This is a genomic window from Bacillus sp. sid0103 (assembly GCF_019219025.1).
Genome location: NZ_JAHUWN010000011.1, coordinates 164270 through 189412, shown reverse-complemented (window position 1 = coordinate 189412; position 25143 = coordinate 164270). Strand labels below are relative to the sequence as shown.

Below are 25143 nucleotides of genomic sequence, written 5' to 3'. Positions count from 1 at the left end.
CTATTTTCTTATCCAAATTAATGTATATTTATTTGATTTCTGAAAATTCTTATGATACTATTAACTTATTATTTTTATATTTATCCTTTAACAATATACCCCGTTAAAGTGACAAACGAAAACAACTACAACGATGATATACTCAAACTTTAGTTTCATAGGAGGTGAAATGGCCTTAGCAGAAAGCTGCTAAAGCCTAATATGATGACACAAAAATGGACCCCTTCCCTATTTAAGGATTTCCACAAACAAGAACATGATGCTTGTGGAATCGTCACATGTCTTGAAAAATCTAAGCGCCCAACTAGAAAAAATATTTTTGATTGTATAGACGCACTTGTGACAATGAATCATCGCGCTGGTTTTATTAATGGAGAAGGCGATGGAGTCGGCATTCATACCGATATCCCCGTAGCTCTTTGGAAAGAAAAATTACTCCAGGCAGGTCAGGAACCGACACTAGTTGAGAAAGAAGAATTTGCTGTTGGTCACGTTTTTATTAGTCAAAAGGTAAACTGGCAAACTACGAAACAAGAATTACTTAATAAGCTAGAAAAATACGACTTTGATGTAGTTTTTGAAACAGATCAAGTAACGGATGCTTCAGCTCTTGGCCCAATTGCAATTCAAGAAAATCCTGTTTTCTGGCAGTTCGCCTGTCTTTCTTCAAAAAAAGGCCAAGAATTAACAAAGAGCCTGTTCGAAGTATTAATTGATTTTGAAACAAACGATCAAGTTCATGTGGCTTCATTAAGTCAGAACCATGTGGTTTACAAGGTAATGGGAGCAGGAGATATTCTCCCGCGTTACTATCATGATCTAGCAAATCCACTTGTTGCTTCTACCATGACACTTGGTCATAATCGTTATTCTACAAATACATTATCAAGCTTTTTCAGGGTACAGCCTTTTAGTGTTCTTGGACACAATGGAGAAATTAATACCATCGCAAAACTTCGTGATGAAGCAAGAATGATTGGTGTCCCGCTTGTCAAAGATGGCAGTGACTCTCAAGATTTAAGCCGTACGATGGAAACATTAATTTGTCGCGAAGGGTTTTCATTATTTGAAGCAATCGATGTTTTATTCCCGCCAATCATCAATGAAATTAAGGCATATCCTGAAAATCTTCAAGATTTATATACCTACCTTAGAGAAGCTTGGGGGCATTTTGCTCAAGGTCCTGCAGGTATTATCTCAAGATATGGTGATGAAGCAGTATTTAGTGTTGATGCACTAGGACTCCGTCCGCTATGGATGCTCGAGACAGAAAGCTCTTATTTATTTTCCTCAGAACCAGGAATCATCTCTTCGAGCGAATATGTTAATGAACCAAAGCCTTTAGCACCAGGTGAAAAGGTTGGCTTTAAATGGAATGGTGACACGCTAGAAGTTTATGAGCAAGATCAGTTTCAATCTGAAGTCTTTTCCCGTTTTTCTGAAAAGTTAAATATCAATGAGGCTAGAGCGCGTTTGCTTCCTCCTTCATTAGGAAAAACAGTTACAATGACTTATCCTGACAAAATCCATAATGGACAATATAAAGCATTTGGTTGGGAAAGAGATCACATCCAATTAATCGAACAAATGGCGGAAAAAGGTGTAGAACCAATTCGTTCGCTTGGTCATGATGCACCTCTAGCTGCACTTAACCCTGAACGAAAAAATATTGCCGATTATTTTAAAGAAAGTGTTGCTGTTGTAACGAACCCAGCGATTGATAGGGATCGTGAAACGGAGCATTTTTCAACACGTGTGATTATTGGAAAGCGTCCGACTCTATTCAATAAGGATAATAACGAAACGATCATTGAGTTAACCACGCCATTATTATTGGAAGGGAAAGCAGGCTTTGATTTATCTGAGAGTTTAGGACAGCCAAGTTTTGATCAAGTTGTCTCCCATTTTCAGGAACAGAAGCTTGTAACCTTTATCTCTACTACATTCCAAAAAGAAGAAAAGTTTGAGCAAGCACTAGATAGGCTTGCAAATGAAGCCGTTCAGGCAGTTCAAGCAGGAAAAACTTTGCTTGTTCTTGATGATGCAAAAGCTCACCAGGAAGATTCCTATTGGATTGATCCGCACTTAGTAACTTCAGTCATCGATCAAGCACTTGTTAAGGCAGAAATAAGAAGAGACTGTTCTTTAGTATTACGTTCTGCTGCAATTCGTTCACTACATGACATTATTACTGCTTTTGGTTTAGGAGCAGATTTGATTAGCCCTTACTATATGTTCTTAACCGTTCTTGACGAGACGTCAAAACCTTTAACGAACCTATATAGTGCTCTTACAAAAGGGTTGGAAAAAGTAATCTCAACAATCGGTATTCATGAACTACGAGGCTACGGCCGCCTTTTCTCAAGTATTGGCTTACATGAGGATATTGCCAATCTATTAAACATTGTTAACTTCTTTGGTTCAAAGGAACTTGAGACTGATTTTGAAGCAATGAAACTTGATGCTTTATCCAGGGCAGAAGATTACCATAATGAAAAGGAAAGAGTCGGAAAGACTTTCCACCTCTTCCCACGGATTTGGAAAGCTATTGGTGAGGTAGCCGCTACCGGAGACTACAATGTTTATCGTGATAAAATCACTGAACAAGAAACGGAAAATCCAACAACGATTCGCCATTTAGTTCAACTTAAACAAAGCAAAAAACAAATATCACCAGCTGATGTGGATCTTCGCGTCGGTGAACATGATTTACCGTTCCTTATTTCTTCCATGTCCTTTGGTTCTCAAAATGAAACAGCATTTAGGGCATATGCCGAAGGAGCAGACCGTTTAAACATGGTCAGCTTAAATGGTGAAGGCGGAGAAATTAAAGATATGCTCGGTAAATATCCAAAAACAAGAGGACAGCAGATTGCCTCCGGAAGATTTGGTGTCAATGCTGAACTCCTAAACTCTTCGAACCTTTTAGAAATTAAAATTGGTCAGGGGGCAAAGCCTGGTGAAGGCGGTCATCTACCTGGTTCAAAGGTTACTGCAAAGGTTGCGGAAGCACGTAATGCAACCCTTGGTTCTGATTTGATATCACCATCTAACAATCACGATATCTATTCAATTGAGGATTTAGCTCAGATGATTTTGGAATTAAAAACAGCAAATGATCAAGCAAAAATAGCTGTTAAAGTACCTGTTGTACCGAATATTGGAACAATAGCTGTTGGTATCGCTAAAGCAGGAGCAGATATTATCACTTTAAGCGGATTCGATGGCGGTACAGGTGCTGCTAGAATTCACGCGCTTCAGCATGTTGGATTACCGGTTGAAATTGGCGTAAAAGCCGCCCATAATGCTCTGCTCGAGAGCGGTCTCCGCCACAAAGTAGAACTCTGGGCTGACGGTGGAATGAAAAGTGCAATGGACGTTATGAAAATTATGCTTCTTGGTGCTAATCGTGTTGGCTTTGGGACTTTATCAATGCTGGCGATTGGATGTACTACCTGCCGTGGCTGCCATTTAGATACTTGTCATGTTGGTATTGCCACACAAATTGAATCAGAAGCACAGGCTAAAGAACACGGTCTACGACGTTTTGTTCCTCGCCAATTAGATTTAGCTGTTCAAGGAATCATGAATCTCTTCACTGCATTTGCAACAGAGTTAAAAGACCTATCTGCTTCAATTGGAGTTCGTAATTTGCAAGATGTAGTCGGTCGTTCTGATTTATTAGAGCAAATGAAAGGCCAAGGTCAACTAAGCCTCTCTTATTTGCTAAAACCATTAGAAATTAGCCAGTTTGCAAAAAACGAAGCATCAAAATCAATTGAAGAAGTTCAAATGCAAGTAGCTGTGGGGGCAGAGTACCTTGATGGCAGTGTAGATCAATTACACTCTTCACGCGAATTCACTAGTGTTACATCTGAACAGCGTGTGCTGGGAAGCCGGGTATCCTGTCACCGCGTCCGCGGCAGACTAGATGGTTCTTACAAGCAGTTACCATCCGTCCAGTTAAAATATAAAGAAGGTTCAATTCCTGGAAATGGCTTAGGTGCCTACAATAGTGAAGGGATCGAGATTACCGTTAATGGCGGCGGTCAAGACGGTGTCGGAAAAACATCCTTTGGTGGAAATATCCAGATTTTAAAATCTAAAGGAAAAAATGGTCAATATTATAATGGGTCTGTAGGAAAAGGGTTTGGTTATGGAGCTCAAAAAGGACTTCTAATCGCCCAAGGAAATGCAGATGCAAGAGCAGGAATACGACTTTCTGGGGCTGATTTAATCATTGGCGGCACTGTAAAAAAAGCACTACCGGAAAATGAAGCTGGTAACATCGGCTCAAATGCGAATATCAAAGGGTTTGCCTTTGAATATATGACAAATGGCCGCGGCCTTGTGCTCGGAGACCCAGGTCCTTGGATCTGTGCTGGTATGACAGGCGGGGTTGTCTATATTCGTCAGCAGCCTGAGATGAGATTAACCAAAGAAGCGATTCAGAGAAGAATTGCTAAAGGTGCAAAGGTTTCAGTTACTGACTTAAATGAAAAAGGCAAACAGGATATTAACGAGCTATTAACCAAATATACTGACTTGCTTGAACAGAATGGTCAGGCGGAAGAAGCACAACAACTTCGTGAACTTCTAACTAATGTTGAAAATCACTTTGTGCAAGTTATTCCTGTCAAAGAGCAAGCTGATCCATCTGTATCGACTGAGTGATTTATAAAAATACATTTAACGTCCGCTGCATTAGCGGACGTTTTTTTTCATTCCAAATATTTCTTAACAAATAGCAAATAAATTCATATTATATCTCTTGATTCTCTGAGTTAATCCATGTATAGTAAAAATTTGCTTAATAGAAAAACCTCTGCATATAGAGGCTGAACGACTTATTTTCTTCAGAGAACAAATTATATATTATTGAAAGGAATCCATTCAGAATGAAGTTAGGTGCCCGCATTTTAAAAACGGGAATTGCTATTGTACTCTCACTTTACTTGGGTCAGATATTACACTCGCCCTCTCCGGTATTCGCTGGCATTGCTGCCATATTTGCGATTCAACCAACCATTTATCGTTCCTATTTAACAATCATTGAACAAATTCAAGGAAATCTCATTGGTGCTTTGCTTGCAGTTGTTTTTGTCCTTCTCTTAGGAAATCATATTATTGTTATTGGATTAGCAGCCATCATTGTCATCGCCATCAATTTAAAGCTTAAACTCGAAAATACAATTGGATTATCGCTTGTCACACTCATTTCGATTATGGAAACCCCTGGCGGGAATTTCATTCCTTTTGCAGGAATCCGCTTTTCTACCATCATGATTGGAGTATTTTCCGCTTTTTTAGTCAACCTTGTGTTTATGCCGCCTAGATATGAAAACAAACTATACTTCAAAATGACAAGTACGACTGAAGAAATCATTAGATGGATTCGCTTAAGCACGCGTCATGACTTTGATCATAATCTTCTCAAAACAGATATTGTTAAATTAAAAGAAAATATCATCCAAATGGGTCTGTTTTACACGATGTATAAAGAAGAACGCAGCTATTTTAAGAAAAATAGTTTAGAAAAATCACGTAAACTAGTTATTTATAGGCAAATGCATTCAGCAGCCAAAAAAGCACTTGATACGTTAAAACGACTTCATCGGTTTGAGAATGAGCTATTACATCTTCCACAAACATTTCAGCAAGCCATTCAAGAACAATTGGATTGTCTCATTTACCATCATGAACAACTTATGCTCAGGTTCATTGGTAAAATTCCAAACCCTCTTACTGATTCTGAAAATACCGTTTGCTTAAATAAAAAGCAATTATTTGATTTATTTTTACTCCACCAGAAAGAAAATAATGAGCCTGACCATCCACATCAATATCATACAATGCAAATCATAGCATCGATTATTGATTATGGTGAACAGGTAGAACACTTAGATACCTTGATAACAAGCTTTCATTCGTACCATCATAATGAAGTATCAATTGAGGAAGACATATTATAATAAGGCTATGGAGCCCCGCAGGCGCGCAGCGACGAGGAGGCTCCCCGGACCGCCCGCTCTTGGAGCGGAAATAAACAGGGAAGTTTTACAGAGCCTATATAAAAAACCGAAGCAAGTTATTCTGCTTCGGTTTCTTTTTTTTCTAATTGCTGGACTTGGAATAGTTTATAATAATTCCCTTGTTTCGCCATTAACTCCTCATGTGTTCCCACTTCTACGATTTGACCATGTTCAATCAAGACAATACGATTCGCATGAGTAATGGTTGACAATCGGTGAGCAACGATAAAGGTGGTTCTGTCCTTAGCTAGCTCTTCAAGTGATTCTTGGATAGCATGCTCACTCTCTAAATCTAACGCGGAAGTTGCCTCATCAAGAATTAATATCGGCGGATTTTTTAAAAAGACACGGGCAATGGCAACACGTTGTTTCTGTCCCCCTGACAATTTAACTCCTCGTTCGCCAACTTTGGTTTCGAATCCTTCCGATAGGTTTAAAATAAACTCATCAGCATTGGCGACTTTTGCAGCAGCATATACCTCTTCAGGAGAAGCACCTGGTTTCCCTAATAATATATTATCCATTACCGATTCGCTAAATAAGATATTATCCTGAAAAACGACACCAATTTTGTCTCGTAAAGATTGAACCTTAAATTGTCTGATATCTACCCCATCTAATGTAATTCTTCCATTTGTCACATCGTAAAAACGGGGAATCAAACTAACAAGCGTGGACTTCCCTCCTCCGCTCATCCCTACTAGGGCAATCGTTTCTCCTTTTTTTACATCTAAGGTTATACTTTTTAAGACCAACTCTTCGTTTGTTTCATAACTAAAAGAAACATTTTCAAATGAAATGTCCCCGTGTATTTGATTACAAACTTTTGCATCTGGACCATCAACGATATCATATTTCTCATCTAAAAATTCAAACACCCGATCCATGGATGCAAAAGATTGAGTGATGGTTGTAGAAGAATTAACCAATCTTCGCAATGGATTATAGAGCTTATCAATATAGGCAAAAAACGCTACCATCGTCCCGAGAGATAGTTGCCCCTGAATAACTAGATAGGCTGAATAACCTATAACAATTAATGGAGCAATATCCGTAATGGTATTTACCGCGGAAAAAGCCTTGGCGTTCCAGCTCGTATGCTGTAAGGCTTTTTCTAAAAAATTTCTATTCTGCTTATCAAATTGACCTTGTTCAAAATCCTCTATGGCAAAGCTTTTAATAACTGGCATGCCTTGAACACGCTCATGTAAATAGCTTTGGACCTCTGCTAGTGCTTGTGACCTATTCCGTGTCAGCATGCGTAAATTGCCAAAGAAATATCTAATTGAAAAGGCATACAGTGGAAACAACAGGATCGAGACAATTGTTAGTTTAATACTCATTAAAAACATAAGAATAATTGCAATAACGATGGTAGCAATATCCAGCCAAAGATTCATTAATCCGGAAATGACAAACGTTTTCGTTTGTTCAACATCATTAATCACTCGTGAAATAATTTCCCCTGCACGATTATTTGAAAAATATTTAAAGCTCAACTTTTGAATGTGAGTATACATCGTATCTCGAATATCATAAAGAATTTTACTAGAAGTCCACTGGGCAAAATATTGCCGATAATATTCGATTGGCGGCCGCAGGATGACAAATACAACCAGCATTATAACCATAATGAACAATAGTTTATGAATCTTCTCATCATGGGATAGGGTATGACTGCCAACAATTTCATCTACCACATATTTAATTAATAGCGGAATACTTAGCGGAATAGCAAACTTTATGACCCCGATAATGATTGTCCCTATCACCTGGAGTCGATACGGTTTTACAAATTGCAGATACCTGAAAATGCTGCTCAAGATAGTCCTCCTTCCGGCGTCATAATAAAAAGCCATTAAACAAAAAACATTTTATTACAATAATAAAATTTACACACCTTGTCCCATTTAAAAAAAGCAAATAAAAACCTGTTGATTACATCAACAGGCCCGTAACTCCTCTTTGCCATCTAACGTCTGTATGTTAAATAACGCTCATACCAAATATCAATAAAATCTGGTGCAAATGGGCCATTCCGTTGTCTAATCCATTGAATCAGCTTGTCGACATTCCTTTTTAGGATTTGATCAATCGGATCTGGATAATTCATTTCACGGCGATGACGTTCATACTCATCTTCGTCTAGTAAATTAAATGTCATATCTGGAAACACCTTAATATCTAAATCATAATCGATGTACTTTAGTGCCTCGCCATCAAAAATAAATGGGGAACTGATATTACAGTAATAATAGATACCATCCTCACGAATCATTCCAATTACATTAAACCAGTATTGTGAATGGAAATAACAAATAGCTGGTTCTCTTGTTATCCATGTTCTGCCATCTGACTCTGTTACTAGTGTTCGGTCATTGCCTCCGATTACCAAATTCTGTGTCCCTTTTAAAACAGTTGTTTCTTCCCAGACGCGATGGATGTGCCCATTGTGCTTATAGCTATGTATTTGCATTGGTTCACCTTCGATGGGTACGCCCATGTTTCTCCCCTACCTTCATTCCTGAACGCTTTGTAACCCTATTCTAAACCGATAGATAAATAAATAATGACAAAAGGTAACAAAGTACAATTCCTATTTACTATTATTATAACGGTTGAGAACAGATTTTAAAACAAAAGAGCCATATTTCGATGGCTCTTTGTAAAAATTTGCGAATTTTTTTAGAGATTCTTCGTTTTTTAACCTAAATGGAAGGTGTTAAGTCCATTTCACGATAGGAATTGATGACCTCTTCTGTCTGCTTTTCAAAAATGGACTGGATCTCTTTCAACTCTTGTTTCATGATTCGGATCTCGGTTTGAATACTGGCAAGATCCGTTTCTTTCTGTAAGGCCTGCAGTTCTACTTCGATTTGTTGACAACGCTCAAGTTCTCCCTGAAGGTATAATAATTTTTCCATCGTCACTAATTGTTCGGAAACTAATCTGTTAAAATGATCTATTTCCCTCACCGCCTTTTTATTCGTTCCTACTATGTATTCTCGAATAAGCCGTATTCTCCTTTGAAAACAAATGTAGACTCAACAGAACTTTTGTCGAAAACTAGAAAAACTTATGCCCCCGAGCCCCTAGGAGCTAGAGCTAGACAACAAAAAAAGAAGACACTCTATCCGAAAATAGAGTGCCTTCTGCATACCTTTATTAGCTTTGACCAAATTGGCCGCTGCCTTGGTTTTTACGTGCTTGAGATTGTTGGTTTTGTTGTCTTACTTCTGCAGCGCTTGTTTCGCTCGCAAATTCAGTTCCGAATGAACCTTGAGAACCTTGAGAACTTTGAGCTGAAGCAGATTGAGCATTTTGTTTTTTAACTTCAGCAGCATTTGTCATGCTCGCAAATTCAGTCCCAAATTGACCTGCAGAACCAGAAGCAGATTGAGATTGAGCATTTTTTTGTCTAACTTCCTGGATGTTAGTTCCAGCTGAAGTTTTGTTTGGCTGTTGATTGAAGTTTGCCATAGTTATCACCTCCACGAATATTAATGTAACCATGCTTCGTGAAGATTATCCGCAAAAAATATTATTTAAAAATAATTAAACAAGTAATGAAATTCCACCATCAATAATAATGGTTTGCCCTCTTATCATGCTTGATTCTTCGGATAAAAGGAACATGACACAATTCACCATGTCATCGATCTCAACCATTCTGCCAGCAGGAGTTTTTTCCTTTGCCTCTTGAAGTAGTTCTTCACGATTTGGAAAATGCTTTAGTGCTTCCGTATCGACTGCACCACCTGAGACCGCATTGACTACAATATTTTTAGGGGCTAACTCAACCGCCAAATATCTTGTCAGAGCTTCTAATGCTGCCTTAGATACGCCTACGACCGTGTAGTTTTCTAAATAGCGGATCGAACCAAGGGAACTAATGCTGACAATTTTTCCTCCGCCATTTCGTTCCATTAATTTTGCTGCTTCCTGTGCACAAAACAGCAAGGCTTTGCTATTAATATTTAAGGTCCAATCCCAATGATTTTCCTCAAGCTCCATCACTGGCCTTTGTACACCTGAGGCAGCATTATTTACAAACACATCCAGACGGCCGAATTCAGCCTCTATTTGAGTAAACATATCTTTTATTTTGGCTACGTCTCCAACATTTGCTTTCACAACGAGCACCTTTCTGCCAAAGGCCTCGATTTGCTCAGCTGTCTCCAAGGCTGACTTTTTACTTCTTGCATAATTAATGACAATATCATATCCTGCTTCAGCTAATCGTAGTGCAGTGGCCTTACCGATTCCCCTGCTGCTTCCTGTAATAAGTGCTACTTTTTGAGTCATCCAACTATTCCCTTCCTTTGTTAAAAATATTAGAATTAATCTTATAAATTTTATTAATGTCTAGCTTCATCGCCCAACGAGCGTCTGCGCTTTTCAATTCATTTTAGCTTTTCCAGGAATAGAAGACAATTAATATTAAACAATAAGAGTAAATAACATTTGGAAAGGAAGTAGCATAAATGTATGTTGGACGTGATATGACAGAGCTTTCGATGATGGCTAAATCTGATTGGAAAAGCAGTGAACTTGCTTTTTTCCACCACTCTTTCCAGCAAATTACCCCCTATTTAAATAGTGAGGGACAAACGATCCATCGCGAAATTATTGAGGAAATTGAAACTCGCGGCGGTCTCAAAAGGCAAGAGGCAGATTATACACATGGAACAAAAACAGTATCCGATTGAAAAAAAACGCCGCAGATCTGCGGCGTTTATTCCCTTTTGTGGTCTAGATAAAGCTTAAGCATTTTTTGGGAAGAGACAGGAAAGGCAAATTGTTTCATTTCTTCAAGTGAAACAAACTTCCACTCATCACTTTCCTGAAAATCAGATAGGAATGTACCAGTATATACATTGATATTCCATACCAAATGTGAAAAAACATGCTGAAGCTGGCCTATAATTTTTTCAAACTTTACTTTTATTTTATGGGAATGCTCAAATAGTTCAACAACCTGTTCCCGATCATTTTGCAAGGGATGGTGAAGTTCAACATTGGGTAATTCCCATAAGTTTGCAAGTAAACCAGTTGCTGGCCGCTTGTGAATTAATACCTTTCCTTCTTTATCCAAAAGGATAGCAGCCGCAAGTTGAACTTCACGTGTTTTGGCTTTTTTGGTTTTTATCGGAAGTTCCTGTTGTACCCCTTCCTCGAACGCTTGACAATGGTCCCGAACAGGACACAATAAGCATGAAGGAGAGGTGGGTGTACAGATTAACGCTCCCAATTCCATTAATGCTTGGTTAAATGAGGATGGGTCTTCATGAGAAATTAACTCTCGAACTGCTTTTTCAAATATTTTTCTAGTGGAAGGTTTCGCAATATCTTCCCAAATCGAAAGCACTCTTGATAAAACCCTCATCACATTACCATCGACAGCTGGTTCAGGAATCCCGTAAGCAATACTTAATATTGCCCCTGCAGTATAAGGCCCGACCCCTTTTAATTCAGAAATCTCATCTGGATTATTTGGAACTTTTCCATTATATTTCTCCTTTACTTCCTTAACCGCTGATTGTAAATTTCGTACCCTGGAATAGTATCCGAGCCCTTCCCAGGCCTTCAATACTTTTTCTTCCTCGGCCACAGCTAAATCATCAATGGTGGGAAACCATTCAATAAAACGGTTAAAATATGGAATGACCGTATCCACCCTTGTTTGCTGGAGCATGATTTCTGACACCCATATCTTATATGGGTCTTGGTCCTTCCGCCATGGCAAGTTTCGTTGTTCCTGTTTAAACCAGGTAATTAAATCGGTTTGAAAAGCAGATATGTTGATTTTTTCTATATTCTTTAGTTCAATAATCATAACTTTTGTTCCTCCAGGTGTAGTTAAACTGTTTGAAAAAAGGCAATATAATAAGTAATGTATCGTACTACGATAAGTCAATTGATCCTGTTTGACAAGAAATTAATTTAAAGGAGGATTTCCTTTTGGATACAGGAACACATGTTGTCATGGGCATTGCTTTAGGTGGATTAGCAACACTTGATCCTATTGTTGCCAGTAGCCATGCCACCACGACCAGTGTCTTAATTGCAACGATTGCCGGGTCGCAAATACCTGATATTGACACGGTTTTAAAGCTAAAGAATAATGCGATCTATATACGCAATCATCGAGGGGTTACCCATTCCATTCCAGCTGTCATATTGTGGCCGCTTTTGTTAATAGCTGTTATCTATCCGTTTTTCCAAGAAGCCAATCTGTTTCACTTATGGGCCTGGACATTTGCGGCGGTTTTTATCCACGTTTTTGTTGATATCTTTAATGCATATGGAACCCAGGCATTAAGACCATTCTCTACAAAATGGGTGGCTCTGGGTGTAATTAATACCTTTGATCCGATTATCTTTGGCATCCATATTCTCGGAATTGCTATTTGGGTATTAGGTGCCGAACCAGGATATACTTTCTTGATCATGTATGCTGTAATTGGTGGCTACTATATTTTACGCTTTAGGGCAAAGCATCGTGTAATGGCTGAGGTGAGAACGAAAATACCTGATGCAACAGAAATAATTATTGCACCAACGATGAGGTTTCATCAATGGAGAATTGCTGCCATGAACAAGAAACAATTTTTTGTCGGTAAGGCAGAAAATAACGAAGTTGAGATCTTAGATTATTTCAATCGTGTCCCTGTCCCTAAGACTCCAGTAATCGAGGCAGCTAAGCAGGATAAAAATCTTTCCGCATTTTTATCATTTTCGCCAGTCTATCGCTGGGAAGTGGATGAATACTCTGATTTCTACGAGGTTCGCTTTATTGATTTACGCTATCGAAGCAATGGCCACTACCCGTTTGTTGCCGTTGTACAATTAGATTGTGACCTGAAACCGATTAGTTCCTATACTGGATGGGTATTCAGTGAGAAGAAATTGCGAAAAAAATTAAGTATTATCCCAAGTTAAAAATTCCACAACTAGCAGCACAGAAAATGTTCTGTATACGTAATAAGTAGTTTGGTGAAAAAATATATTTAGCCCATAATTAGAGTCCAATTCGCTACTGAATTGGACTCATTATTTTTATATTGAATATCAGCTTTTTATTAAAAAATCCCGATTTCCATCCTGGTCTGTCCAATTAAGCCGCCGTGTATCAGGACTACTATCCCCTTTTTCATACTTGACTGTTCCGAATAAGTCTTGTATTTCGGACAGCTTTAGGTGATCTCCTACTTGTCTTGTCCGAATAAGCCTAGCATTCGGACAGCTTTAGGTGTTTTCCTACTTGACTTGTCCTAAGAGGCCTAGCATTCGGACACCTTTAGGTGTTTTCCTTTATGTCCTGTCCGAATAGGCCTTGCATTCGGACAGCTTTAGGTGTTTTCCTTTATGCCCTGTCCGAATAAGCTCAGCATTCGGACAGCTTTAGGTGATTTCCTACTTGTCCTGTCTGAATAAGCTTAGCATTCAGACAGCTTTAGGTGATTTCCTACTTATCCTGTCCGAAGAGGCCTAGCATTCGGGACATCTTTAGGTGATTTCCTACTTATCCTGTCTGAATAATCCTAGCATTCGGACAGCTTTAGGTGATTTCCTACTTGTCCAGTCCGAATAAGCCTAGTATTCGGACAGCTTTAGGTGATCTCCTACTTGTCTTGTCCGAATAGATAACCTTAGTTTAAACTATTTTTATCTTGCTTTAACAAGTCTTTGTATTTTGGATTGGTTGCGGCAAATTCGTGTAGTTTTTCTCCATAGTTTTCAATCCATTGTTTGACTATTCTCTCAGTCATTTCACTGCCCTTATATTCCCAGCCTGCTTTTGCATAGGTGGTTTCAAAATCTTCCCATAGCAGTTCCACCCATGTTCGAGCTTGGTTATAGCTAAGCTTGTCATTTTTACTTAGCAGCAGTTTTGCTAATTCTTCATGGTAACTATTCATATAAACACCTCATTGCCAATTTCTTTTAACATAACCTAAATTAATAACGCAGATACTAACGTTACGTGGTAAGCAATGAGATTGCATTGCTTTTCACGTGCTCTCATTCCCTTTTGGAGGTATATCATGAGAAATAAAGCAACGAATTTCCCAAATCAGAATAACAATAAGTTTGAGGGAGAGCCTCGGGCTAAGGCAGAATATGCATCAAAAAGAGCAGACGGCACGATTAATACCCATCCACAAGAGCGAATGCGCGCATCCGGGGAGCGCGACGATGAGTCGCCCCAAGTTTATAAATAGCCTTTTCTTTAAAAATAAGACAAACCAGAGGGGCACTCTCTGGTTTGTCCCATTATTTTAGCTTTTTTAAAAGAGAGATAGGCAAGGCCTCTTCATGACCATCCCCGTTAAGTCGATAACCCCAGGCAAACACACCATTTAGATAGTCAATTTTAAAATATTGTCCTGGGTTCCCTTCTATTTCATACAGTTCACCAGTTTTGAAGGCATCCGGGTCAATCAGGTATGCTTTTGCCAATTGAACCTTTCTTTCAAGCACGGCAAACTCATTCACCATCCCCATTTGTTCTGCTTTTCTAGCCTGTTCTTGAAGAATGCCAATTTCCTTTCGTAATTCATGCTCGGTCATTACACTATAGCGTTTATCCTGTTGCATTGATCATCCACTCCCCTTATCCCTTTATTTTAGTATAGTAATTTTTATATAATTAATAAAGAATGAATTGAATGAAGGAGATTATATATGAAAACAATGATCATTACTGGGGCTGGTTCGGGTTTAGGAAAAGAATTAGCACACCTTTTTTCCCAGCAAGGTTTTCACCTTTTGCTTACTGGGAGAACGATTACAAAGTTAACAACAGCTAGAGATGAAATTATCGCACATGGGGGAAAAGCAGATATCCTTCCCTTTGATATTCAAAACGCGGATGATGTATCGAAAAAAATAGAAGAAATCAGCCACACCTATTCTATCTGCGGGTTAGTCAATAATGCAGGTGTTGGACATTTCGGTCCCTTTGTTGACATAGATGAACAACACATGGCGGAAATGATTAATACAAATGTACTTGGCACTCTATTGTTGACAAAAGCAGTATTACCACATGTACTTAAAAATCCTGATGGGAGAATTATAAATATTATTTCGACAGCAGGTTTACGCGGAAAAGTGAATGAAGCTGTCTATGTTGCTAGTAAATTCGCGGTAAGAGGTTTTACCGAAAGCCTGCAAAAGGAATATGAGGATCAAAACATTAAAATAACTGCTGTTTATATGGGAGGAATGGACACCCCATTTTGGGATCATAGCGACCACGTCCAAGACCCTTCACGTTTCCGGACGCCAAGAGAAGTTGCTGAAATGATTATGGAACAGATCGATGAAGACTCTATTATTATTGAAAGTAAAAAATCATGACATCTGGGTCATGATTTTTCCAATTCTGCTAAGTATGATTCAATCAGTTCCATTGGGAAGCCTTTTCGATATAAGGCCTGCTTCATCTTTTGTTGAAATTCAAAGCCACTGAATTTACTATATTTTCGGGCAGCCTTTTCTCCTTGAAATCGAATTGCCTCCATATCCTCATCAGACTCATTATTTACTGAAATTTCATTAACAGCAATATGAATGACATCATAAGGGTAACCCTTTCTAAGCAGCAAATTCTCGAGCTTCTGTTTTTGAATTTTTAGTGAATCCTTTGCGTTCTTTTCGTAAAACTTTTCACTTATTTTGGTTGCTTTTTCAATCTGATGTTCTAAGGAATATTCGTCTAATGCAAGCATGATTGTGCCTTCATTAATTCCTTTTTCCTTTAGTTCCATTTTAATTATAGTTGGACCTTTATCAGTGGTATTGGCTTGTGTCCGGGCATAAGCGAAAGCATATTCCTCGTCATTTATGTATTTCTGAGCGGATAGTTTATGGATAATTTCATTGATGACAGGTTCATCTATTTCCTTTGTAGTAAGGTATTCCTTTATTTCTTTTTCCGACCTCATCCTTCTGGATAAATAATGGATGGCTTTGTTGTAAGCTTTACGAATGTCGTCTTGATACTGAATTTCCATAAAGGAAAAATCGTCAAGTTCCATTCCTTTTTTTAAGTTAAATTTGATCAGAACATCACTGTCGACACTGAAGGCAAATTCCTCACCCTTCCCCTTGCCGTAATCCATAAAAATATTAAAGCGATCTTGATTTTTCTGTTGAGTGGTGATCTTTGTAATTATGGCCATGTTATTCACCTCAACAATACTTTACCATATTCCCTATAAAATATTGTAAGATAAAACGTAATAAGGGGGCGGAAAAATTGAAAATAACCATTGCAGGTGGAACAGGCTTTGTGGGAAAAGCCCTAATGTCTCAATTGGTGAAAAACAATCATGAGGTAATCATATTAACTAGAGGATTAAAAGACAAAAATACGACCGATCGGATTCAATATGTCCAATGGTTAACTGAACATACAAGCACTTGGCATGAACTTGAGGGTACCGATATTTTTATTAACCTTGCTGGCGAATCAATTAATGGCGGTCGTTGGACTGAACAAAGAAAAGAAAAAATCGTTACTAGTCGGTTAGAATCGGTTAACGCACTAATAAACATCATCTCAAAATTAAAAACCAAACCAAAAGCACTGATTAATGCGAGTGCTATCGGCATTTATGGAACATCCTTGGAAAAAGTCTTTACAGAAAAAGAAAACCATGGATTTGGGAATGATTTTTTATCCAAAACAGTGCAGCAATGGGAAGACGAGGCGAGTAAAGCCCCCCATTTAGGAATACGCACCGTTTTTTGCAGGTTTGGAATCATCCTGGATCCACACGAAGGGGCCCTGCCTAAAATAGCCTTTCCTTATAAATCATTTATTGGCGGCCCAATTGGGGATGGTCGACAATGGATGTCATGGATTCACATTGAGGATGTCGTAAAAGGGATATCCTTTATTATCGAAAAGGACCAAATCAATGGCCCGATTAATTTTACGGCTCCAAACCCAGTAACAATGTCTGAATTTGGAGAAACACTTTCAATCGTATTGCACCGTCCCCATTGGCTGCCTGTTCCACGTTTTGCCCTTCGACTCCTTTTGGGTGAAATGAGTACCTTGGTTGTTGATGGTCAAATGGTATTACCGAAAAAGCTTTTGGAAAATGGCTATCAATTTCAGTATGCCGATCTAAATTTGGCATTAAAAAATATATTTTCATAAAAACCGTATCATTCCTTTCTTAAAAGGTAAAAATGGAAATAAGTACATATAGTGCTTCTATTTTTTACCACATAGCTTGATGACGATTAACTAAAGAATGTTGAAAGGAATGAGCAAAATGGCGGAAAAAAAGAAAAAGGATAAGGATCGAGGCAAATACTCATTAACGAGTATGCAGGAGGTTTCTTATCAAAGAGAATTTAAAATGGCGGACCGTGCAGGCGGATATCACGACAAGAAAACCAGACTATAGGCTTCCCATTGCTGCAAGCTAGAGCGTGCTGCTGAAGGATTTTCCATTCATGGTTCCCTTTCAAATTGTAAATGATAGTAAAGGGAGCAATTAGGCTCCTTGTTATTGACAATGAAAGGGGTTTTTTAGTAATGGGCCGTATGCATAACGGAACTGGTAATAGCAATAAAAGTTCACTTCCACAAACACCTAAGAACCTAAAAACGGATGGAAATGATGTAGAATATTCTGCAGAATTTGCAGACCATGCAGACCTTGAGGCACAGGCACGTGCTAACGCAGCGAATCAGCGTGTACAAACAAAAAGAAATAAATAAATCTTTACGAAAATGAATCAAAAAAAGAAGCAGGACATCCTGCTTCTTTTTTTTAAATGGCTCTGTTAAACTTGCCTGTTGATTTCCGCTCCAGGCGCTTCGCTTTCCGCGGGCGGTCAGGGGAGCCTCCTGGTCGCTGCGCTCCTGCGGGGTCTCCCCTGCCCCGTCCTCCCGCAGGAGTCTTCGCGCCGGAACGTAGATCAACAGGGTGCCAAAATCAACAATAAGCTTTAACATAGCCTTTTAAATTGACCCTACAAGATCCTCAAATCTCGACATTTTTTGACACTAATATTTGGAAATCATCTGTAAAGGCGATTATTTCCCCCCATTCCATTAGATCCTTATCGGAAATCTTCCACGTATGTTTATCGGCATCATTTCTGATAACTGCGAAATGAAAACGGTCAGTTGAATAGACCTTGAACCCCTTCTCCTTACATTGTTCAATGAAAAAGTAATCCTCAGCTCGATTTACTTTTTCAAATTGAACTTTTTGACAGACATCTTTTCTAAACATCAATGTCGCTCCAGCAACAGTTTCTGTGATTGAATTCTCATTACCTGGCACATGGATCAGCGCTTTTTTATTTTTAAAATAGATATATAAAGAGTTTTTTCCAATAATAGAAATATCTTTATTTTTAAAAGCATCCATCGAACTTTTAATGTAGTCAGGCCCATAATAGTCATCGTCATCAAATTTTGCAATAATATCATAATTTGATTTCATAATCCCAAAATTTAAGCAGTCACCTAATGTTGCTTTTTCGTGTAATTGATAAATCTGGACATTACGATATTTCCTTGCCTTAGTAATCCATTTATCCATATTCATAGAGTCCTTATTTAGGATAATGATAAGCTCTTTATTCTTCCAGGATTGCTGTTTATAATTTTTAAAAACATTATTGATATTCTCTTCTCTTATTGTACAAGTAATAATGGAAACCACATTCTCACTCCTTTAGCTTGGAGAATTATTTTATGAGTTCATGACCTTTTCTAAAAGGGAGGTTAAATTAGTAAACTTTTTAAGAGTTTTGATAGAATTAATTTCTTCTTGAAGCTCTTTTATGTCGTAAGAGCCAAAGCCTGCAGCTCCTAAGATATTTATGTGACGGATGTCGATTTGAAGTAAAAGGACAATTGTTTCAAGAATGTGTATGAATTTTTCTTGGAATTTTTGAAATTGCTCTGGATAAGATTGAATGAGTAATTTATATTCGCTTAATAGCTTACTCATCGTTAATAAATCTACAAGACCTGAAATCTCTAATCCAAGAATAAGAACATCGATGTCATGATGCTTTAAAATAAACAGTCCAAGGTTGTTAATTGCCTCTTTCCATTTGCTTTCGCCTATAGGGTGTTCTTGATGATACGTTATCAAATCATTTCTAGCAATATATTTGGCACCCATTTTAAATAAACGATATCCTATTTCCCAATCTTCGTAACCGTACTGGACAAAGTCTTCATCGAACAATCCTGCCTGAGTAATAAACTCTTTTCGAATGGAAACATTTCCTGTAAGAAATGCCATCCATGGAAAGGAAAATCCTTCTAAGTCAGCAGCAAAATTGTCGGTTATCGATTGGAACCATGGGTATGTTACAACTCCTATATCCTTGAAAGCCTTTCTTGCAATATCGCTTTTTTCCAACAACGGGTATGGTTGTTTAGATGGATATTTAAAGTTTTTGAACCTGGAATAAAGCAACTTATTATTTTTTGTTAAAGTTGCGATTGTGTTTATTTTCTCTGGAGTAAATTCAGGAAAGATACATGAATATATGACTTTTGAATGCATTGCCCCTGACAAAATATGCTTATTTTTTGATTGGTGGAACTTATGATGTTTTTCAACAAAATCAGGTTCTGTTATCATTTCTGCATCAAGAAAAATAAGAACGCTCCCTCTTGCTGAACGAATGCCTAAATTTCGAACCTTCGCTCTTCCTAGGTTCTTTTTATTACGTATATATTTAAAATGATACGGAGGCTTATAGCCCTTTATCTTTTCTTCCGTTTGGTCTGTTGAAGCATCATCTATAAAGATAACTTCCATTTTTGAAGGATTGAAGGTTTGGTATTCCAGTGAGAAGAGAGTCAGGAGATTTAGTGGATATTTATTTAGGGAAGGAATAATAATACTGACTTCAATTTCTTGGATCTGATTTACTTGGATTTCTTTAATATGTTTCTCTTTAGAGCTTATGTCCTTGTTATTTTGGGACTTTTTGATTTTTGGATCTTCCCTCTGTGGTTCTAGTTCATTTACAGTCGGAGTTGGCCAAACACCATATAGCCCTTTCTCGTTTCCAGTAAGCTTTTTATTCAAAAAATCATTAAGATTTTCTTCTGTCCGGCAGTGATCCCAAAGTCTAATTTCGTTAATATCACCATTAAAGAAAAGACCTGGCTGCCAGCAAATCATCCCAGATGGGTAGACATACTTTTTAGGGCTTCCATCACCCTTTTTTACAAACTTCCCATTAATGAATAGCAGCGGCTCTCTTTCATCATAGACAACAGCAATGTGAATGAGATCATTAATGATGGCTTCATAGACTAACACCGCATAGATGTTCTCCTTAGTATGTTCATAAACCGTTATACCATTTAGTCCAACTGAAACACTAACCCCAGCATCATTATCGGACACCCCCTGTGCAGGTCCAATGATATAATTTTTTCCATTTCCATCAGTTGGCTTATCCCGAGATTGTTTATCGATGCGATGAACATTTTCAGGCAATACCCAAAACTCATAGGTAAATGTATTTTTCAGATTCGTTAATAAACGTCCATTTAAGCTATTCCTTAACATGACGCACCTCTTCAATTTACTTTGATAAATAACTAGTCCATTTGGTTGAGCTTTTACACAATATGATTATCATTTGATTTTGACTAGACTTATCCCCAGTTATTAGTTGCTTTGTTGACTTTTTTTAGCTATTTGTTGATTCCCTCCATTTAAGAGAATAGAAATTCAAGACAAAAAAAAAGAGCCCCTGCTCTTTTTTTACGAAATAATTGCTTATTACATCTTTTAACCTATATGGCAGCTAATGTTACTTCTTTATTATTGCTTTCTATTTCATACTCCCCCAAAATTTCAAAGCAACACCTAACGTTTTGTTCACTAATTAACTGTTTAATTACTTCCATAGTTGTCCGGATAATTGCTGTCTCATCACTAGATTGAGCAATCCATGTTATCAGAGGGTTTTTATAATCCTTTGTGAGACCTTGAATTAACCATAATTCGTCTACATGCTCTTTTTTATCTCCTAAATGAATTGCTGGCATTTTTGTGAAATTCTTATTTGTCGGCTTTTTTTGACAGACATAGACTAAATCTTCGATGGCTGCACTTGCAGTTGGAAACATTCCAGCACCTGGTCCTTGTAAAGTAATACTACCCACAATATCCGTTTGAACATTTACTGCATTTTCTACGCCTTCAATAGAAAAAAAAGGATGAGATTTTCCAACAAGGGCTGGTCTAACCGCTGCGTTAATTTGACCACCTAACCTGCTAATACTCGCAACATGTTTAAACCTTAATCCAAGTTTTTCAGTTGCCTCAATTAATTCACTTGTAATCGATGTAATCCCTTCCCGTTCGACATCTTCCCATGTTGGTTCCTCTCCAAAAGCAATTCTGCTAAGTATTAATGTTTTATAAAAAGCATCAAATCCCTCTACATCGTTGGTTGGATCTGCTTCAGCAAATCCCTTCGCTTGCGCTAAACTTAAGGCGTCAGCAAAGGACTGCTTTTTCTCACGCATTTCCGTTAAGATGAAATTTGATGTCCCGTTTAGAATTCCTTGGACGTGACGAACACGGTTAACATTTAATAACTGCCTTAAGGTTTGAATTACAGGTACACCACCCGCAACTGTCGCTTCGTAACCTATCGAAACATTATGATGCTCTGCTAACGCGATCAGCTCTTTCCCGTGGTGTGCAAACATCTCTTTATTAGCTGTAATTATGTGGCATCCTCTTTGAATGGCTTGTTTTAAAAATGTAAAGGTGGGTTCTTTATTGACGATTGCTTCGACGATAACATCCAGTTGTGGAAGTCTTAAAATTTCATTGAAATCTGAAGTGACTAAAACATCTTCATCAATATTTCTCTTTTTCTGCTTATTTCTGATTAGTACGCCTGCAACCTCGACCTTTTTTCCTAATACTCCCTCAAGTTCTTGCGCATGGGATTGCATCGTTCTATAAACACCTTCCCCGACTGTTCCGAAACCTAGAATTGCCACTTTAATTACAGACATGTTTATCCACCCTTCACTTATATTAGACATGACCAAATAGTAAAAACCCTCTTCATAAGAAGAGGGTTAGTTTCCTCCTCTTATCTGTCAGGTTAAATAACCTGCAGGAATTAGCACCTTTTCAAGAATTAACTTGATGGTTGCCGGGCTTCATCGGGCCTAGTCCCTCCGCCGCTCTGGATAAGAGTTTTATTTAAATTTTTCATTAAATTTCTAAGTTATAAAAAGAATTCTAGTTGAATCCTTTGTAGTTGTCAATATTATTTGAAATTTCTTTTTATTACAAAGGCAATAGGGATATTTCTCCCTAACCCTAAAAGCCTGCCAAATGGCAGGCTTCTAGAATTTCATCTTTATCGCTCTAGTTTTCCCTCAGCTAGCTTGATTTGCTTCTCGACTTGCTCAGGAGCCGTTCCCCCGAAACTGTTTCGGACACTAACCACATGCTCTGGAGCCAATATTTCATAAATATCTTCATCAAATAATGGGCTAAAGCCTTGATATTCTTCAAAGCTCAAATCCAGTAAAAATTTGTTAGATTGAATGGCATATAAAACAATTTTTCCGATCACTTCATGAGCATCACGGAAGGGAAGACCTTTTCGCACCAAGTAATCGGCAATATCTGTGGCATTTGAAAAATCATTATTAATCGCCTTACGCATGACATCTTTATTAACAGTCATGGTTTCAATCATTGGCGCTAATAACATTAACGAACCTTCAAGCGTTTCAACGGTATCAAACATACCTTCTTTGTCTTCTTGTAGATCCTTGTTATAAGCGAGAGGTAAGCCTTTAAGAACGGTTAACAAGCCGATTAAATTACCATATGTCCGACCTGTTTTTCCACGGAGTAGCTCAGGTACATCTGGATTTTTCTTTTGCGGCATAATACTTGAACCTGTGCAAAACGAATCGTCTAGCTCAACGAATTGAAACTCCTGGCTTGACCAAATCACAAGTTCTTCCGATAATCTGGAAATATGGGTCATGATAATGGACCCTATTGATAAAAATTCAAGAATAAAGTCGCGATCACTGACAGCATCCATACTGTTTGGATAAACAGTTTCAAACCCCAACAATTCAGCGACGCGTTCACGGTTAATTGGAAAAGTAGTACCTGCCAATGCCCCTGAACCAAGTGGGAGCCAATTGATGCGCTTCAAACTATCAATCAATCTCTCCTTATCACGTTCAAACATCCAAAAATAGGCCATTAAATGATGGGCGAAGGATACAGGTTGGGCCCTCTGCAAATGTGTATATCCAGGAATTAAGGTTTGGACATTCTCCTTCGCCTGCTCGATTAATGCCTGTTGAACATCTTCTATTAATTTTATAAGCTCCGTCGTTTTTGTTCTTAAATACAGATGCATGTCGGTGGCTACCTGATCATTACGGCTTCGCCCGGTATGAAGTTTACCACCCACAGGACCGATTTTTTCAATTAATAGCTTTTCAATATTCATATGAATATCTTCATCTTCTACTAAAAATTCAACCTGATTATTTTCAACCAACTTTTTTATGGAGAGAAGGCCATCCTTAATTTTTTGGGCATCCTCCATTGGAATGATGCCGCACTCACCTAGCATTTGCACATGGGCGAGACTTCCAGCGATATCCTCCTTAGCTAGCTTTTGATCAAAAGAAATTGAGGCTGTAAATTCCTCAACTAGCTTATTGGTTTCTTTTGTAAAACGGCCGCCCCATAACTTCGACATTTAGTGCTCCTCCTTTACCCTAATAAGAGAGCCCTCGAAAAGGACTCGAGGGCAATCCGAATTATTTTAAAATAGTTTCCTTTTTATTTACTTCTGAATAAACCTTTGTTGGCAAACCCCAAATCTTGATAAATCCTACAGCGGCATTATGATCAAACGCATCGCCTTTAGAATAGGTTGCTAGTTCTTCATTGTATAGGCTGTATGGAGACTTTCTGCCAACAACAGTGTGGTTCCCTTTATGAAGCTTAACACGAATTGTTCCGGAAACATTCTTTTGAGTTTCATTAATAAATGCATCTAGTGCCGGTTTGATAGGAGAATACCAAAGGCCTTCGTAAATGATCTTAGCCATTTGCTGTTCAACCTGTGTCTTAAATTGAGTAACCTCGCGAGTTAAGGTTAAAAACTCTAATTCTTTATGGGCATTGATTAAAATGAGTGCAGCAGGATTTTCGTAGACTTCACGAGATTTAATCCCTACTAATCTATTTTCGATATGATCAATACGGCCAACACCGTGTTTGCCGCCAAGCGCATTTAGAGTTTCAATTAATTGAACTAGCGGAAGTTTTTCACCGTTAAGAGCAACCGGTACCCCTTGCTCAAACTCGATTTCAACATACTCAGCTGTATCAGGAGTTAACTCAATTGGATTCGTCCAATCGAAGGCTGCTTCTGGTGCCTCCGCCCATGGATCTTCCAGCACTCCCGCCTCACAAGCACGGCCCCAGATGTTCGCATCAATTGAAAATGGATTATCTAAATCTACTGGAATTGGAATTCCGTTTTCCTCAGCATATTTGATTTCTTCATCACGTGTCATTCCCCATTCACGAACAGGGGCAACGACCTTTAAGCTTGGGTTTAATGCTTGAATGGAAACTTCAAAACGGACCTGGTCATTTCCTTTACCTGTGCAGCCATGTGCTACAGCAGTAGCACCCTCTTTTTCAGCTACCTCCACTAATAATTTTGAAATTAACGGGCGAGAAAGAGCTGAAGATAATGGGTATTTTCCTTCATATAAGCAATTAGCTTTTAAGGCAGGTAGAATATATTCTTTCGCTAATAATTCTTTTGCATCGATCATATAGGCCTTAATAGCTCCTACATTCAGTGCTTTATTTTTAATTGCTTCTAAGTCTTTTCCTTCACCGACATCTAGACCCAAAGCAATCACATCATAGCCATATTTTTCCTGAATCCATTTTACTGATACTGATGTATCTAAACCGCCTGAGTAGGCTAAAACGATTTTTTCTTTTGTCATGATAATTATTCTCCTCTTACTATCTGTGTATTTTTATCCAACCGATAGAATTATTATACA

Annotated in this window: 23 protein-coding genes and 1 riboswitch; of the genes, 9 read left to right on the top strand and 14 right to left on the bottom strand. The window is 38.2% G+C overall.

The window, feature by feature from the left end; all coding sequences use genetic code 11:
• Nucleotides 1-204: 204 nt before the first annotated feature.
• Nucleotides 205-4674 (top strand): glutamate synthase-related protein, encoded by a 4470-nt coding sequence (locus KW850_RS14320; RefSeq protein ID WP_218348248.1) that lies wholly within the window; start codon nucleotides 205-207, stop codon nucleotides 4672-4674.
• A gap of 224 nt (nucleotides 4675-4898) precedes the next feature.
• Nucleotides 4899-5972 (top strand): FUSC family protein, encoded by a 1074-nt coding sequence (locus tag KW850_RS14315; RefSeq protein WP_218348247.1) that lies wholly within the window; start codon nucleotides 4899-4901, stop codon nucleotides 5970-5972.
• Nucleotides 5973-6088: 116 nt separating this feature from the next.
• Here KW850_RS14315 and KW850_RS14310 read toward each other — a convergent pair whose 3' ends face one another.
• From KW850_RS14310 to fabL, 5 genes are all read right to left on the bottom strand, one after another.
• Complete coding sequence (locus KW850_RS14310) at nucleotides 6089-7855, bottom strand: ABC transporter ATP-binding protein (RefSeq protein ID WP_305730346.1); 1767 nt, start codon at nucleotides 7853-7855, stop codon at nucleotides 6089-6091.
• 149 nt (nucleotides 7856-8004) lie between these two features.
• Nucleotides 8005-8535, bottom strand: a complete 531-nt coding sequence (gene ntdP, locus KW850_RS14305; protein ID WP_218348245.1) for a nucleoside tri-diphosphate phosphatase — start codon at nucleotides 8533-8535, stop codon at nucleotides 8005-8007.
• A 205-nt stretch (nucleotides 8536-8740) separates the two neighbouring features.
• Entirely contained in the window at nucleotides 8741-8998 is a 258-nt protein-coding gene (locus KW850_RS14300) for a YgaB family protein (protein ID WP_218348272.1), read from the bottom strand.
• 199 nt (nucleotides 8999-9197) lie between these two features.
• Complete coding sequence (locus KW850_RS14295; protein WP_218348244.1) at nucleotides 9198-9512, bottom strand: gamma-type small acid-soluble spore protein; 315 nt, start codon at nucleotides 9510-9512, stop codon at nucleotides 9198-9200.
• A gap of 75 nt (nucleotides 9513-9587) precedes the next feature.
• Nucleotides 9588-10337, bottom strand: a complete 750-nt coding sequence (gene fabL, locus KW850_RS14290; RefSeq protein WP_218348243.1) for an enoyl-[acyl-carrier-protein] reductase FabL — start codon at nucleotides 10335-10337, stop codon at nucleotides 9588-9590.
• Between the two features lie 179 nt (nucleotides 10338-10516).
• Between fabL and KW850_RS14285 the strand changes: the two genes are divergently transcribed.
• Nucleotides 10517-10741 (top strand): hypothetical protein, encoded by a 225-nt coding sequence (locus KW850_RS14285; RefSeq protein ID WP_218348242.1) that lies wholly within the window; start codon nucleotides 10517-10519, stop codon nucleotides 10739-10741.
• A 26-nt stretch (nucleotides 10742-10767) separates the two neighbouring features.
• On the opposite strand, the gene mutY is transcribed toward KW850_RS14285, so the two are convergent.
• A complete protein-coding gene (mutY, locus tag KW850_RS14280; RefSeq protein WP_218348241.1) occupies nucleotides 10768-11868 on the bottom strand; it encodes an A/G-specific adenine glycosylase in 1101 nt (366 codons plus the stop codon).
• 125 nt (nucleotides 11869-11993) lie between these two features.
• Here mutY and KW850_RS14275 point away from each other — a divergent pair, with 125 nt between their 5' ends.
• Nucleotides 11994-12974 (top strand): metal-dependent hydrolase, encoded by a 981-nt coding sequence (locus KW850_RS14275; RefSeq protein WP_218348240.1) that lies wholly within the window; start codon nucleotides 11994-11996, stop codon nucleotides 12972-12974.
• A 710-nt stretch (nucleotides 12975-13684) separates the two neighbouring features.
• Here KW850_RS14275 and KW850_RS14270 read toward each other — a convergent pair.
• Nucleotides 13685-13954 carry a YfhJ family protein gene (locus KW850_RS14270; RefSeq protein WP_218348239.1) on the bottom strand — a complete coding sequence of 90 codons (270 nt, stop codon included), beginning with the start codon at nucleotides 13952-13954 and terminating at the stop codon, nucleotides 13685-13687.
• Between the two features lie 126 nt (nucleotides 13955-14080).
• Between KW850_RS14270 and KW850_RS14265 the strand changes: the two genes are divergently transcribed.
• Entirely contained in the window at nucleotides 14081-14257 is a 177-nt protein-coding gene (locus KW850_RS14265) for a small, acid-soluble spore protein K (protein WP_088085862.1), read from the top strand.
• A 52-nt stretch (nucleotides 14258-14309) separates the two neighbouring features.
• On the opposite strand, the gene KW850_RS14260 is transcribed toward KW850_RS14265, so the two are convergent.
• Nucleotides 14310-14633: a YfhH family protein gene (locus KW850_RS14260; RefSeq protein ID WP_218348238.1), complete on the bottom strand. Its 324-nt coding sequence runs from the start codon at nucleotides 14631-14633 to the stop codon at nucleotides 14310-14312.
• Between the two features lie 87 nt (nucleotides 14634-14720).
• Between KW850_RS14260 and KW850_RS14255 the strand changes: the two genes are divergently transcribed.
• On the top strand, nucleotides 14721-15398 hold the full coding sequence (locus KW850_RS14255; RefSeq protein ID WP_218348237.1) for an SDR family NAD(P)-dependent oxidoreductase: 678 nt from the start codon (nucleotides 14721-14723) through the stop codon (nucleotides 15396-15398).
• 8 nt (nucleotides 15399-15406) lie between these two features.
• Here KW850_RS14255 and recX read toward each other — a convergent pair whose 3' ends face one another.
• The gene (gene recX, locus KW850_RS14250; protein WP_218348236.1) at nucleotides 15407-16222 is read right to left on the bottom strand and encodes a recombination regulator RecX; all 816 of its coding nucleotides are present in this window, start codon (nucleotides 16220-16222) and stop codon (nucleotides 15407-15409) included.
• Between the two features lie 77 nt (nucleotides 16223-16299).
• Between recX and KW850_RS14245 the strand changes: the two genes are divergently transcribed.
• The 3 genes from KW850_RS14245 (at nucleotide 16300) to KW850_RS14235 (ending at nucleotide 17778) form a co-directional block, all read left to right on the top strand.
• Nucleotides 16300-17208 carry a TIGR01777 family oxidoreductase gene (locus tag KW850_RS14245; RefSeq protein ID WP_218348235.1) on the top strand — a complete coding sequence of 303 codons (909 nt, stop codon included), beginning with the start codon at nucleotides 16300-16302 and terminating at the stop codon, nucleotides 17206-17208.
• Nucleotides 17209-17326: 118 nt separating this feature from the next.
• Nucleotides 17327-17461 (top strand): YfhE family protein, encoded by a 135-nt coding sequence (locus tag KW850_RS14240; protein WP_082797355.1) that lies wholly within the window; start codon nucleotides 17327-17329, stop codon nucleotides 17459-17461.
• Between the two features lie 131 nt (nucleotides 17462-17592).
• Nucleotides 17593-17778, top strand: coding sequence for a YfhD family protein (locus KW850_RS14235; protein ID WP_218348234.1), 186 nt, complete (start codon nucleotides 17593-17595; stop codon nucleotides 17776-17778).
• Nucleotides 17779-18043: 265 nt separating this feature from the next.
• Here KW850_RS14235 and KW850_RS14230 read toward each other — a convergent pair whose 3' ends face one another.
• The 5 genes from KW850_RS14230 to KW850_RS14210 all read right to left on the bottom strand — a co-directional run bounded on the left by KW850_RS14230 (nucleotide 18044) and on the right by KW850_RS14210 (nucleotide 25083).
• Nucleotides 18044-18733 carry a glycosyltransferase family 2 protein gene (locus KW850_RS14230; RefSeq protein WP_218348233.1) on the bottom strand — a complete coding sequence of 230 codons (690 nt, stop codon included), beginning with the start codon at nucleotides 18731-18733 and terminating at the stop codon, nucleotides 18044-18046.
• A gap of 30 nt (nucleotides 18734-18763) precedes the next feature.
• Nucleotides 18764-20611, bottom strand: coding sequence for a glycosyltransferase (locus tag KW850_RS14225; protein ID WP_218348232.1), 1848 nt, complete (start codon nucleotides 20609-20611; stop codon nucleotides 18764-18766).
• 230 nt (nucleotides 20612-20841) lie between these two features.
• Nucleotides 20842-22080 carry a homoserine dehydrogenase gene (locus KW850_RS14220; protein ID WP_218348231.1) on the bottom strand — a complete coding sequence of 413 codons (1239 nt, stop codon included), beginning with the start codon at nucleotides 22078-22080 and terminating at the stop codon, nucleotides 20842-20844.
• Nucleotides 22081-22157: 77 nt separating this feature from the next.
• Nucleotides 22158-22267, bottom strand: a riboswitch (SAM riboswitch).
• A gap of 166 nt (nucleotides 22268-22433) precedes the next feature.
• Entirely contained in the window at nucleotides 22434-23810 is a 1377-nt protein-coding gene (gene argH, locus KW850_RS14215; RefSeq protein ID WP_218348230.1) for an argininosuccinate lyase, read from the bottom strand.
• 61 nt (nucleotides 23811-23871) lie between these two features.
• A complete protein-coding gene (locus KW850_RS14210; RefSeq protein ID WP_218348229.1) occupies nucleotides 23872-25083 on the bottom strand; it encodes an argininosuccinate synthase in 1212 nt (403 codons plus the stop codon).
• Nucleotides 25084-25143: the final 60 nt, after the last annotated feature.